Annotated in this window: 11 protein-coding genes; 6 read left to right on the plus strand and 5 right to left on the minus strand. The window is 66.0% G+C overall.

Translation table 11 applies throughout. The features are described 5' to 3' along the window. The first annotated feature begins 151 nt into the window (after positions 1 to 151). The 4 genes from R2834_07750 to R2834_07765 all read left to right on the plus strand — a co-directional run bounded on the left by R2834_07750 (position 152) and on the right by R2834_07765 (position 5,322). On the plus strand, positions 152 to 3,169 hold the full coding sequence (locus R2834_07750; protein MEZ4700205.1) for a molybdopterin-dependent oxidoreductase: 3,018 nt from the start codon (positions 152 to 154) through the stop codon (positions 3,167 to 3,169). A gap of 8 nt (positions 3,170 to 3,177) precedes the next feature. Beyond that, positions 3,178 to 3,360 (plus strand): hypothetical protein, encoded by a 183-nt coding sequence (locus R2834_07755; protein ID MEZ4700206.1) that lies wholly within the window; start codon positions 3,178 to 3,180, stop codon positions 3,358 to 3,360. 27 nt (positions 3,361 to 3,387) lie between these two features. Continuing rightward, positions 3,388 to 4,047, plus strand: coding sequence for a DUF1641 domain-containing protein (locus R2834_07760; GenBank protein ID MEZ4700207.1), 660 nt, complete (start codon positions 3,388 to 3,390; stop codon positions 4,045 to 4,047). Between the two features lie 84 nt (positions 4,048 to 4,131). Further along, positions 4,132 to 5,322 (plus strand): FAD/NAD(P)-binding oxidoreductase, encoded by a 1,191-nt coding sequence (locus R2834_07765; protein ID MEZ4700208.1) that lies wholly within the window; start codon positions 4,132 to 4,134, stop codon positions 5,320 to 5,322. Between the two features lie 149 nt (positions 5,323 to 5,471). On the opposite strand, the gene bla is transcribed toward R2834_07765, so the two are convergent. After that, positions 5,472 to 6,332, minus strand: coding sequence for a subclass B3 metallo-beta-lactamase (bla, locus tag R2834_07770; protein ID MEZ4700209.1), 861 nt, complete (start codon positions 6,330 to 6,332; stop codon positions 5,472 to 5,474). 154 nt (positions 6,333 to 6,486) lie between these two features. Beyond that, positions 6,487 to 7,392: an AraC family transcriptional regulator gene (locus R2834_07775; GenBank protein MEZ4700210.1), complete on the minus strand. Its 906-nt coding sequence runs from the start codon at positions 7,390 to 7,392 to the stop codon at positions 6,487 to 6,489. A 156-nt stretch (positions 7,393 to 7,548) separates the two neighbouring features. On the opposite strand from R2834_07775, the gene R2834_07780 reads away from it, so the two are divergent. Both R2834_07780 and R2834_07785 read left to right on the plus strand, forming a co-directional pair. Continuing rightward, positions 7,549 to 8,529, plus strand: coding sequence for an aldo/keto reductase (locus R2834_07780; protein MEZ4700211.1), 981 nt, complete (start codon positions 7,549 to 7,551; stop codon positions 8,527 to 8,529). A gap of 140 nt (positions 8,530 to 8,669) precedes the next feature. Beyond that, on the plus strand, positions 8,670 to 9,644 hold the full coding sequence (locus R2834_07785; GenBank protein MEZ4700212.1) for a molecular chaperone TorD family protein: 975 nt from the start codon (positions 8,670 to 8,672) through the stop codon (positions 9,642 to 9,644). Between the two features lie 58 nt (positions 9,645 to 9,702). Here R2834_07785 and sulP read toward each other — a convergent pair whose 3' ends face one another. The 3 genes from sulP to R2834_07800 all read right to left on the minus strand — a co-directional run bounded on the left by sulP (position 9,703) and on the right by R2834_07800 (position 13,479). After that, positions 9,703 to 11,436: a sulfate permease gene (sulP, locus tag R2834_07790; GenBank protein ID MEZ4700213.1), complete on the minus strand. Its 1,734-nt coding sequence runs from the start codon at positions 11,434 to 11,436 to the stop codon at positions 9,703 to 9,705. Between the two features lie 90 nt (positions 11,437 to 11,526). Continuing rightward, positions 11,527 to 12,966 carry an MBL fold metallo-hydrolase gene (locus tag R2834_07795; protein ID MEZ4700214.1) on the minus strand — a complete coding sequence of 480 codons (1,440 nt, stop codon included), beginning with the start codon at positions 12,964 to 12,966 and terminating at the stop codon, positions 11,527 to 11,529. A 126-nt stretch (positions 12,967 to 13,092) separates the two neighbouring features. Continuing rightward, complete coding sequence (locus R2834_07800) at positions 13,093 to 13,479, minus strand: hypothetical protein (GenBank protein ID MEZ4700215.1); 387 nt, start codon at positions 13,477 to 13,479, stop codon at positions 13,093 to 13,095.

A 13,479-nucleotide genomic window follows, 5' to 3' on the forward strand; every position in this document is an offset into this window, starting at 1 on the left:
CGCGATGTCCGCTCGATCCGCTGGCCTGCTGGGTTGTGCCATCGAGGAGAGACCGCGCTATGCATGATGCCGAGCCGGGCTCGGGGAGGCCGTTCCGCCACCGCCCGCGTGCGCGGGCGTTCGGTCTGGCTGACAAGCTGTGTGATTATTTATGACAAACCGCTCGAATCGTCTCGAAACCTTCTTCTCGCGCCTGCTCAACCGCGAGCGGAATCCGGTTGACCCGCCCCGCGAGGATGGGTTCGGACTTCCGGCGTTCAGTCCGACCACCGCCCGGCCCGTTTCCATCCCGCCGGCGGAGATGACCACGGTCCTCCATCCGGACGGCCGGATGAGCCAGTATCCCCCGGTGGAACGGTGGGACGACTGGGTCGAATGGGACGGCAAATACTGGCCGGAGAAAGTGGCGCGCCGGTACATGCTGGTGCCGACGACGTGTTTCAACTGCGAGAGCGGGTGCGGTCTGCTTGCGTATGTGGACCGGGAGACGCTGGGCATCCGCAAGTTCGAGGGGAATCCCCGGCACCCGGGCAGCCGGGGCCGCAACTGCGCGAAAGGGCCGGCCACGCTGAATCAAACCTACGACCCCGAGCGGATTCTCTATCCGCTCAAGCGTGTCGGGGAGCGCGGGGAAGGCAAGTGGAAACGGATCTCGTGGGAGCAGGCGCTCCAGGAGATCGGCGACAAGATGCGGGAGAGCCGGCTCAAGCGGCGCGACGGCATCATGTACCACGTCGGCCGGCCGGGCGAAGACGGGTACACCAACCGGTGCATCCAGGCCTGGGGGGTGGACGGGCACAACAGCCACACGAACATCTGCTCGGCGGGTGCGCGCGCCGGCTACTTCTTCTGGTCCGCCGGCGACCGGCCCAGCCCGGACTACGCCCACGCGCGGGTCATCCTCCTCATCTCGAGCCACCTGGAGACCGGGCACTATTTCAACCCGCACGCGCAGCGCATCATCGAAGGGAAGGAGAACGGCGCGAAGCTGATCACCTTCGACCCGCGGCTCAGCAACACGGCGTCGAAAAGCGATGTCTGGCTGCCTTCGTGGCCGGGCAGCGAGGCGTCCATCCTCCTCGCCATCGCCAATCACCTGATCCAGAACGATCTGTACGATCGCGAATTCGTGCGGCGCTGGGTCAACTGGGAAGAGACGCTCGCGCATTTCACCGCCCACCCCGAGCCCGGCCTGGATTGGCAGCCTGACGAGACGCCGACCTTCGCTTCATTTGACCGGCTTCTGAAGGCGCTCTACGCCGAGTTCACCTTCGAGCGCGCCGCTGCCGAGTCGCAGGTGCCGGAAGACCGCATCCGGCAGACGGCCGCCTACGTCGCCGACTGCCAGGGCCGGCTGGCCGCGCACGTCTGGCGAAGCGCCGCCATCGGCAACCTCGGCGGGTGGCAGGTGGCGCGGACGCTCTTCTTTCTCAACGTGCTCACGGGCAGCGTCGGCACGAAAGGCGGGACCGCCCTCAACACCTGGAATAAGTTCGTCCCCAAACCCTTCAAATCAGCTCCGCCGAACAACGCGTGGAACGAACTGCATCTGCCCGTGGAATGGCCGCTGGCGTTCTACGAAATGAGCTTCCTGCTGCCGCATTTTCTCGAGGAGGAGCGCGGTGAGATCGACGTCTACTTCACCCGCGTCTACAACCCGATGTGGATCAACCCCGACGGGTTTATGTGGATGAAGGCGTTGAAGGACGAGCAGAAGATGAAATGCCACGTCGCGCTGACGCCGACCTGGAACGAGTCCGCCTGGTTTGCCGACTACGTGCTGCCCATGGGCCACGCCGGCGAGCGGCACGACCTCGTCAGCCAGGAGACGCATGCCGGCCAGTGGCTCTCCTTCCGGCAGCCCGTGCAGCGCGTGGCGATGGAACGCCTCGGCAAAAAGGTGCAGTTCACCTACGAGGCCAACCCCGGAGAAGTCTGGGAGGAAAACGAGTTCTGGATCCAGCTCTCCGCGCACATGGACGCCGACGGCGCGCTGGGCATCCGGCCCTACTTCGAGAGCCCGTACCGGCCGGGGCAGATCATCACGGTGGACGAGTACTACCAGTGGATGTTCGAGAACAGCGTGCCGGGTCTTCCCGAGGCCGCCGCCGCCGAAGGGTTGACGCCGCTCGAATACATGCGGCGTTTCGGGGCCTTCGAGGTCAAGAAGGAAAACTACGTCCCCTACGAGAAGTCCGTCGACGCCGCCGGCGCCCGCACGGACGACGCCGGCCGCGTGGTGAAGGATGGCGGCGTCGTCGGGGTGGATGTGGACGGCGTGGCGCGGGCGGGCTTCAACACGCCGAGCCGCAAGCTCGAATTTTTCAGCCCGACGCTGCATGCGTGGGGATGGCCGGAAAAAGAGTACACCCTGCCCTGGTCGATCAAAAGCCACGTCCACCCGGAAAACATCGACCGCGCGAAAGGGGAGATGCTGCTGCTGCCCACGTTCCGCCTTCCCACCCTCATCCATACCCGCAGCGCCAACGCCAAGTGGCTCTATGAACTGAGCCACAAAAATCCGGTGTGGATGCATCCGGAGGACGCCCGCCGGCTCGGCGTCGCCACCAACGAACTGGTCCGCGTCGAAACCGAGATCGGGTATTTCGTCGATCGCGTGTGGATCACCGAGGGCATCAAGCCGGGCATCATCGCGATGAGCCACCACCTGGGTCGCTGGCGTCTCAAGGAAGCGGAGGGCGTCAGCCGAGGGGCCTCCAACCTCGTCGAGCTGGGGGCCGACGGGCAGGGCGGTCAGTCGCTGCACGTGCTGCACGGCGCGACGGCGTGGCGGTCGTTCGATCCCGACACGAGCCGCATCTGGTGGGAAGATGTGGGCGTGCACCAGAACCTCACGCATGGCGTCCATCCCGACCCGATCAGCGGCGCGCACTGCTGGCATCAAAAGGCCGTGAACGTGCGCAAGGCCGACGCCGGCGACCGGCACGGCGACGTGTTCGTCGACACCCAGCGCTCGATGCAGGTCTACCGCGAATGGGTCGCGATGACCCGATCCGCCATGGATCACAGCCCCGACGGGTTGCGCCGGCCGTACTGGCTGAACCGTCCGCTCAAGCCGGTGCGGGAGGCTTACGTGTTGCCCGCCCATCCGCCGGCGTCCCACGGCAACGGCGCATCGGCGCCCTCCACCGTCTCGACCACCAGATGACCACTACCATGGACGATATCCGCGTATCCAGTGATCGCTACAACCGCATTGCGTCGCAAATCGGCAGCGAGGAAAGCGTCGTCGGCATCGACGCTAAGAAGACGCACATTTACATCCTGAGCCTGTTGCTCGACATGCGCGATCAGCTCGCGCGGCTCGAGGCCCGCATCGACGCGCTCGAGAAAGCCTGAACCGCTCAACGTAATCCGAGAACCATGATGGAGCTACACCCACAGCATGGCGCCGAGGCGCTGCAAAAGCGCTTCGATGAGCCGGTCGTCCTCGCCGCCATGAACCGGCTGCTGGATCGGATCGATGCGCTCGAGGCAACGGTCGCAACCCTGAGCGACCTCGTCCGGCAGGCCCCGGCCATGACGGCGATGGTGACCGATATGGCGGATGACGCCATCCGAAAGGCGGCCGATGGCGGCGTCGATCTCGACGAACGGCTCCGCAACGCCCTGCATCTCGCCGAACTGCTTTCCCGCCCGGATGTCGTCCGGATGCTGGAAGAGATGCTCGGCCTCGCCGGCCAGGTCCCCGGCATGGTCGCGATGGTGACCGATATCGCCGACGAGCGCATCCAGCACGCGTCCATCGAGGGGGTGGACTTGCCGGAGCGTATCGGGAGCCTGTTGACGCTGGGGAAACGGCTATCCGATCCCGCCGCCACGGCGGCGCTCGAAGACGTGCTGTCGCCGGAAGCGCTTCGGGTCGTTGGAGCCCTGGGCAAGTCGCTCGTCGCGAGTCAGCAGGCGCCGGCCGAGCGCGTCGGGCTCATGGCCGCGCTGCGCCGCATGAAGGATCCCGACGTGCAGCGCGCGATGGGCTTCCTGCTCGCCTTCGCCGGCCGCTTCGGCCGGGAACTGGGGGATTGACGGCGCCCCGCAAGCCTTGTTACGGACATCGCCATCCACGATACAACCACTCCGCATAGTCAATCGAACCGAGGATCAGGCATCATGAAACACCACCAGATCGTCATCGCCGGCGGCGGCACCGCCGGCATCACGGTGGCCGCCCACCTGTTGACCAAACAACCCGGGCTGGACATCGCGATCGTCGAGCCGTCTTCCAAACACTACTACCAGCCGATCTGGACGCTGGTCGGAGGGGGCGTTTTCCAGAAAGAGGTCTCCGAGCGGGATCAGGCGGATGTCATCCCTCCCGGCGCTACATGGATCCAGGATCGGATCGCCGGCTTCGATGCGGAGCACAACACGGTACAGCTCGAACAGGCCGGCGCCCTCACGTACGACTATCTGATCGTGGCCCTGGGCATCCAGCTCGACTGGAACAAGATTCCCGGTCTGGCCGAGTCCATCGGCAAGCCGGGCACCGGCGTCTGCAGCAACTACTCCTATCAGACCGTCGGCTCCACCTGGGCGACCATGCAGGCGATGAAGAAGGGAACGGCCATCTTCACCCAGCCATCCACCCCGATCAAGTGCGGCGGCGCTCCGCAGAAAATCTGTTATCTGGCGGAGGACTACTTCCAGCGCCAGGGCGTGCGCGACAAGGTCGATGTCGTGTTCGCCAGCGCCGCCGACGGCATCTTCCATGTCCCGCATTACGTGCCGGCGCTCAACGCGGTCATCGCACGCCGGCACATCAGCGCACGCTACAAACACGACCTCGTCGAGATCAAACCCGATCAGAAGCAGGCCGTCTTCAAGCGGATGGACACCGGCGAACTCGTGACGATGGGCTACGAGATGCTCCACGTCACCCCGCCGATGAGCGCTCCCGACGTCCTCAAGACAAGCGGCCTCGGCAACGAGGGCGGCTGGGTGAACGTCGACAAGGGGACGATGCAGCACGTCGCGTATCCCAACGTGTTTTCACTGGGGGATTGCAGCAGCCTGCCGACGTCCAAGACCGGCGCGGCGATCCGCAAACAGGCGCCGGCGCTGGCGGACAACCTCCTCGCCGTCATGCACCACCGCACGCCCTCGCACCTGTACGACGGGTATACGTCCTGCCCGCTCGTGACCGGCTACGGGAGCCTCATCCTGGCCGAGTTCGACTACGACAAGAAGCCGACCGAAACCTTCGCTTTCGATCAGTCGAAGGAACGCTACAGCATGTATGCGCTCAAAGCCTACGGCTTACCCCAGATCTACTGGCACGGCATGCTGAAAGGCCGCGCGTGACGGGCGGGTTGGCAGGTTTCAGGTCGGCAGGTTTCAGGTTGGCAGGTTGCAGGTTGGGCCGGTAGTGGTCCAGGATCGGTCGTGACATGGAGGATGAGGGGCGTGGCCTGACGTCGAGCCATCGACGGCGGGGCAGGGCGGTGCCACCCTCACTGCCGGCCCTGTTCCTCCGCCAGCTGATCCAGGTACAGCTTTTCCTGCCCGGCCACGAAGCGCTGAAATCCGACCCGGTCGATGAACGGGTTTTCGGTGGCGCCGGCCTGCTGCCGTTGCCGCTTGCCGGCCATGTCGTACATCTCGGGGTGCTGCGCCAGGAAGACGTCGGCGTCGATCGACTTCAGCGTGGTGAACGTGCGGGCGTAGCCCTCGGCGATTTTCGGGTAGCGCGTGTTGCCGAGGAGTTGGACCCCGGGATTGATGCTGGTGCCGCCCACGAACACCACCGTGTAGGTTTTGCCGTCTTCCAGCACCGGCATCGTCCAGGTCGTGCAGCCTTTGGTGTGGCCGGGGGTCCAGTGCGCCGTCATCACGACGCCGCCGAGGCTCACGGTGTCGCCGTCTTCGAGCAGGCGGTCGACCTTGACGGGCGTCCAGCCGTCGCCGCCGAGCGCCGAATTGTCGATGCCGCTGGAAATCGCCGCCGCGTCTTCGCCGAGGGCCATGACCCGGGCGCCGGTCCGTTGCTGCATGTCCGCATGCCCTTCGACATGGTCCCAGTGCGCGTGGCTGGAAAGGATGATCTTGATGTCGGTCAGCGCGAAGCCCAGTTTTTCGATGTTGGCGCGGAGGCCGGCCTGCATCTCCTTCGACCCCGTGTCCAGGAGGATCAGGCCGTCCGGCGTGTCGATGATATGCGCCGAGATGCCGGCGGCTCCTACGTAGTAGATGTTGCCGATCACACGAAAGGGCTCGACGGGCTGGCTGCCGGGGCCGCGCAGCTGGGCGGGCGCCGGCATGACGGCCGCACACAGGGCGACGGACGCGAGGACGAGACGGATGGCGGTGCGCATGCGGGATTCTATGGGGTTGACGGTAGGAAGGAGGGTTGGGGGCCGATGGCCATGCCCAGGATACGACGCTCCAAGATACGATCCCCCAAGATACGACCCCCCAAGATACGACCCCGTAGCGCTCCGCACACCGGGGTGGCGCGGGCGTCGAACGTCAGGCCTCCGTGGCGTAGGCTTCGCTTTCGGCCCGCAGCCGGGCCAGCTCTTCCGACGGGGGACGCCCGAAGAAGCGGCGAAACTCGCGGCTGAATTGGGATACGCTCGCATAACCGACATGGTACGCCGCCTCTCCCACGCCGGCGCCTTCGTGCACCATAAGCGTGCGCGCCCGGTGAAGGCGGATGGCCTTCACATATTGCAGCGGCGCGTGCGAGGTCACCTCCTTGAAGGCGTTGTGGAACGACGAGACGCTCATGCCGGCGGCTTCGGCCAGCGACGGCACATCCAGCGCGTCGGCATAGGAGGTGTGGATCAGGTTGAGCACGTGCGTGATGCGGTGCCTGGGCCCCTGGCGGTGGGCGATGGTGCGAAGGAACGAGCCCTGCGGCCCGTTCAGCACATGGTACAGGATCTCCTGGATACACAATGGCCCCAGGATTCGGCTGTCCGTCGGTTGCTCCATGGCGCGGACCAGTCGGATGGCGGCATCGAACAGCACATCCGGCGCCGTGGAGGCGCAGATGCCGGTCTGGAGCGGCCCCGGCGCCTCGGCGCGCTCGTCCATCTCGAGGAGCAGCCGCCCCAGCGCCGCCGGCTCGAGCGCCACGGCCAGCGAAAGAAACGGCGATTCGGGGGAGGCGAGGCGGACCTGCGAGTGCACCGGAAGCGTCGCGGAGAGAATGAGGTAGCGCTGGGCGTCGTACGTGTATTCCTTGCCTGCCAGGTAAGATTGCTTCCGGCCCTGCGCCACCAGGATGAGCGCCGGCTCGTACACCGCGGCCTCGATGGAGGTCGGCCGGCTGGCCCGGTAGAGCGATACGCCCTGGATGGGCGATGCCGTCCTGCCGTCGCGGGATACCCGGCGGGCGATCAGGCCGGCCAGTTCGGCGGCTCGTTCCATCGTGTGATGCCTCTCCGGTCAGTCCGGTGTGCGTTTTGATTGTCCGGCATGGTGTAGAATCAGGCAAGATATATGGAGAAATAGATCTGTAGTTCCACGGTTGAATCCGGTATTATGCATGCCATCGCATTGTATCAACCGAAGACCACCTGCACCATGAAACAGGATCAGATCCCCGTGCCGCGACGCCGGCTCGGGCATAGCCACGCGGACATCTCCGCCCTCGGCCTCGGCTGCATGGGCATGTCGGAGTTTTACGAGGGGCGGGATGAGGCCGAGTCCGTCGCGACCATCCACCGGGCGCTCGACCTGGGCGTCAACCTGCTCGACACGGCCGACATGTACGGGCCGTTCGTCAACGAGGAGCTGCTGGGCCGCGCCATCGCCGGCCGGCGCGACGACGCCTTCGTGGCCACCAAGTTCGGCAATATTCGCGGCCCGAAAGGCGAATGGCTGGGCATCAGCGGCCGGCCCGATTACGTGCGGATGTGCTGCGATGCCTCGCTGAAACGACTGGGCACCGACCATATCGACCTCTACTATCAGCACCGGGTGGACCGGAATACGCCGATCGAGGATACCGTCGGCGCCATGGCGGACCTCGTCCGCGCCGGCAAGGTCCGCTACCTCGGGCTCTCCGAGGCGGATCCGGACACCATCCGTCGCGCGCATGCGGTGCATCCCATCTCGGCGCTGCAAACGGAGTACTCGCTCTGGAGCCGCGACGTGACGGAAGGTCCGGTGCTCGATACCGTGCGTGAACTGGGGATCACGTTCGTGGCCTACAGTCCGCTCGGCCGCGGTTTTCTCACCGGCCGTTTTGCCACGGCGGACGACCTCCCGGAAGGCGACTGGCGCCGGCTGAACCCCCGTTTCCAGGACGAAAACTTCCGGAAGAACCAGGCGCTCTCCGAGGCGATCACGGCGATGGCCGCCGGCAAGGGATGCACGCCGGCCCAGCTGGCGATCGCCTGGGTACTCGCGCAGGGCGACGATATCGTGCCGATTCCCGGCACCAAGAGGCGGACGTATCTCGAACAGAACATCGGGGCGCTGTCCGTCACGCTGACGGCGGCCGACCTGGCCGCGCTGGAAGCCATCGCCCCGCGGGGCGTCGCCGCCGGCAACCGCTACTGACCTGCCGTGAGACTGTCATCACGTCCATCTATTCGTTAGATTGACGCCGAGGGGACGGCAGCCCGGCGCGCGTCGGGCTGCCGGCCTTTTCTCCCGACGGGGACGGATCCCCGTCCGGTGGATCCATCCGGTGAGGTTTCATGAATGCAGATGCGATGGAACGGGCGAGGAGCCTGGCGTACGACGTCCTGGGGCGATGGCTGTCCGGTGCCGTTGACGAGGCCCTCTGGCAGGATATGCGCGGGCTCTTCTGGCAGGACGCCGACGCGGCGTTCAACGAAGACGAGGAGGCCGCGCGGTACCAGCGTTTTATCGGCTTCAATGTGCTGCCCTTCGCGAGTGTGTACCTCGAGGCCGAGGGGCAGCTCGGCGGCCGCGTCTCGACGGAGGCGCTCGATCACTACGCCGCGTCGGGGTTCACGCCGCCCGCCGATGCGCCGGCGCCCGACCATGTGGCCGTCGAGCTGGCGTTCATGAGCCGCCTCAGCGCCTTCAGGGCCGAAGCGCTGAAGGCCGGGGCCCAGCCGGCGGCGGACCGCTGGGGCGAGCGTCTGCAGGCGTTTATGACCGACCACGTCCTCCACTGGATGCCCATCTTTCTCCTCTCGCTGCGCCGGCAGGAAGACGACCGCTACGCCGTGCTGGCCGACATGCTGCTGGAGGTGGTGCTGGATCATCATGCCGCGCTGCCGCCCGTCTCCCCGGCGGCGCAGGCCCGGCCCGAGGCGCCGGACCTCATGGCGCGTCCCGAAACCACCCTCAAGGACATCGCGGTCTATGTCACCCGCCCGGTCTGGTCCGGCCTTTTTGTGGCGCGGGACGACATCGGCCGGCTGGGCCGCACGCTGGGCGCCCCGATCGGGTTCGGCGATCGCGGCCAGATCATGACCAACCTGTTTCGTTCGGCCGTTTCCTACGACCGGCTGAACGCGCTGCTCGATGCGCTCCGGTATCTGGTCGACAGCCAGCGCTTCGCGCTGGAAGCCATCTCGGAAGCCTACCCGACGCAGGGCGTTGCCGACGCCGTCACGCCGTGGGTCGAACGCCTCCGCGGCACCTCCCGGCTCATCGATGCGCTGGCCTCGGGCGCGCGGCAACTGGAGCAGGGGGGGTAGCCGGCACGATCGTCCGTCGACGCGGGCCTCAATGTGGCGCCTCGCCATCTTGCGGCGATCAGTCGGTCAACGTCGCCGCCGGCTCCTCCGCCCCGATCCCGTACGGCTCGTTTTCCGGTAAACCCTGGATGCGGCGCACGGCCCGATAGGGGCTGAGGAGGATATGATCCCGACCGATGCGATCGGCCAGTCCGGAGCGCTGGAGCACGCCTTCCACCGATCCGTGGAGTCCCGTGAAGTACATCTCGATCTCGTGCCGGCTCAGGTTTTCCAGGATGCTGAAGAGCGCCGAAACGGCGGTCGTGTCGAGGTCGTTGACCGAGCTTGCGTCGATCACGACGGCCCGGATCCGGTGCGACGCGGGATCGCACTTGGAGAGGATGAGATCTTTCAGGAAGTCGGCGTTCGCATACGAAAACGAGGCGTCGACGCGGAGGATGAGGATGCCCTCGATCTCGGTCGCCTCCGGATAGAGGTCCACGTCGCGGAACGAACGCGTGCCGGGGAGGTGGCCGAGGATGGCGAAGTTGGGCCGGCTGATGCGGTACATGATGGCGACGACTGACGCCGCGATGCCCACCAGGATGCCGGGCTCCAGCCCGAAAACGAGCGTCACCAGAAACGTCATCACTGCCAGGTGCCCGTCGGTGCGCTTCATCCGGTAGAGATGACGAAGCTCCTTCACGTTGATCATCCCGAAGGCCGCCACCATGATGATGGACGCCAGGATGGGGATGGGCAGGTAGTAGAGGAGCGGGGTCAGCACCAGCAGCGTCAGCACGATGAGGGAAGCCGCCACGGCGTTCGAGGCCCGGGTTTTGCCGCCAGACTGCTCGTTGACCGCCGTCCGGCTAAAGCTGCCCGAGATGGGGTAACTCTGGAAGAAGCTGCCGGCGATGTTCGCCAGCCCCAGCGCGAACAATTCCTGGTTCGGCTTGATCGTGTAGTTGTGCCGCGCCGCGAAGGCCTTGCCGAGCGATCCGACGTTGGTAAACTGGATCAGCGCCAGCATCAGAGCCGTCGGCGCCAGCGTCTTGAAGGCGACCCAGTCCACGACGGGCAGCGCGAAGTGGGGCAGCCCGACCGGGATCGACCCGACGATCGCCACGCCGTAGCGGTCCAGCCGGAGCGCCCAGGTCAGGATCGTGGCGGCGACCACGACCAGCAGCGCCGTGGGGATCTTGCGCCACCTGTGCAGAATGATGAGCAGGAAGGCGCCGCACAACCCGATCAGGAGCGACAGCATGTGCGTCTCCCGGATGTGGCGCGCGGCGTCGTACAGGATGTCGTAGATGTACTGGCTCCGCCTCAGTTCGAGCCCCAGGATATTGGACAGCTGGCTGAAGCCGATCATCGCGGCGGCCGCGGAGATAAACCCGAGGATAGCCGGCCGCGACAGCAGGTTGATCAGAAACCCGAGCCGCCCCGCCGCCAGGATGAGGTGGATGACGCCGACCATGAAGGCGAACATCAGCGCCAGTTCCACATACCGGTCCGTCCCGGTCTCCGCCATCGCGCTCAGGGCGAAGACCATGATGAGGCTGTCGATGGCCACGGTGCCCGCCGCGAGGTGGCGCGAGCTGCCGGCGAGGGCGTAAACGAAGAGCGGGACGAGTGAGGCGTAGAGCCCGTAAATAGGCGGCATCCCCCCGAGCAGCGCATACGCCATCCCCTGCGGGATCAGCATGATGCCCACCGTCAGCCCCGCCGTGAGGTCGCCGGACAGATTCCGCCTCGCATAGGTCGCCATGCCGCGCAGGATACGATGTGACTCCAGGTCAGGGAGGCGCATGGCGGGATCGCGAGTTAGGGGCCGTCCCCGGCCTGAACCGGGGATCTAAAAAAAGAGGGTGGCATGGCGACGAGGCCTCCACCCGCATGGTTAAAGCACCTCGACCGGTTTGCCTTTTTCTTCCTTGTGGTGCGAGGCCCAGTCCGCATACATGCCGTCGACATAGACGACATCGTAGCCGAGCCGGTCGAGCAGCGATGTCGCGGCTGCGGCGCGCGCGCCGCTGCGGCAGTGCACGAGGTAGGTGCCGGTATTTTCCAACTCCCCGCTGCGGAGGAGCAGGCGCGTATGTGCGATATTGATCGCGCCGGGCACGTGGCCCTCCTCGAACTCCGCCAGCCGGCGAACGTCGAGCACTTTCGCCCCCGGGCGCTGCCGCGCCGTTTCGAGGGACCGCGTGTCGATGATCGGCGTCGACGCCAGGTCGAGCGCCGCGAGCTCGGACGCCGGCGCATAGCCGACGATGTGGTCGAGCCCGATGCGGATCAGGTTCAGTACGGCTTCGCGCACATCGTCCACCGCATCGACGATCAGATAGATGGCCTGCTCGGGTTGGACGTACGAGCCGGCGATCGTGTTCAGCGTCTTGCCCATCGGCGCATACAGCGAACCGGCGAGATGGCCTTTCATGAAGGCGTTCGAGTCGGCGCGGGTATCGAGCACGACGACGTCGTCCCGGCCCGACAGCGCCGCGAGGTCGCCGGCGGAAACGGGCTTCGGGTGCGGAAGGGCGCCCAGCACGCGGGGGCCGGTCTTGTTTTCGTGTTTCATCCGCGCGAAATACATCGGCGGTTCGGGCTGGCCGTCGAGGATACGCTCCACGAACACGTTCTCGCCCTCCTGCGCCGCCAGGATGGAGGCGTTGAAACGGCGTTCGTAGCCTACCGTCGATTCCGGTACGGCGCCGAGGGCCTTGCCGCAGGCGCTGCCGGCGCCGTGACCCGGCCAGATCTGGAGGTAGTCGGGAAGGTCGAGGAATTCCTGGACCGAGGCGTAGAGCCGCCGCGCGGAAGGCTCCATGGCGCCGGCCTGGCCGGCGGCCGATTCGAGCAGGTCGGGACGGCCGAGGTCGCCCACAAAAACAAAGTCGCCCGTCGCCATGCCCATCGGCTCGTTGGCGCCGCCGCCGAGATCCGTGATCAGGAAGCTGATATGCTCCGGCGTATGGCCGGCGGTGTGCACCACCTCGAACTGGATGTTGCCGATCTTGAACCGGTCCTTGTGCTTCATCGGCCGGAAATCGTACGAACCCTCCCGGGCCCAGACATATTTCCAGTTGGCGTCGCCCTCGTCCGAGAGGTACAGCGCCACGCCAAGACGCTCCGCGAACTCGCGGGCGCCGGACAGGTAGTCGGCGTGAATATGCGTCTCCGCGATGGCGACGATGCGAAGGTCCTCGGAGGCGGCCACGTCGATGTATCGGTCGATGTCGCGCATCGGGTCGATCACGATGGCTTCACCGGTGCGCTGGCATCCGATCAGGTAGCTGTACTGGGCCAGATTGGGTTCGAAGATCTGTCGAAAGAACATACGCTTCTTCTTGTAGTGGGCGCAACGCCGTCCGACGCACCGGACGTGTCTTGCCTGGTTTATTGGAGCATACCTGTCATAACAAGTGGCCAGAAAAATGGTTCCAGGGGCGATAGGGGCCGGGAGCTAGCACTGATGACCGGTAGTCGAATCGGGGTGGGGGTATGCATCGGCGTCTTCCTCGCGCGGCGACAGGCACTTGAAATCCTTTTCCACGCAGACCGTGAGCACGCCGGCCTCGCCGAGCGCCACGGCATGCTCCACGCCCACGCGATCGGTGGTGGCGAGTGCATCCAGCACGGAGGGATCGAGTCCGATCGTGAGGAGGCCGGCCTCGAAGGAGACGGACAGCGGCGAGGCGCCGGCATCGCGCACGAGGAGGCATCGCCAGGCGGCGTCCGGCGCCGGCCCGAACCGGGTGGCGCCTTCGATGCGGCCCTGGCGTTGCAGGCGGTCCAGCTCGCCCTGGCGAAGCCGCAGCCGGATGCTATCGTCGAGCAGACGAATCTTCAT

This window comes from Rhodothermales bacterium, assembly GCA_041391505.1.
Lineage (GTDB): Bacteria > Bacteroidota > Rhodothermia > Rhodothermales > JAHQVL01 > JAWKNW01.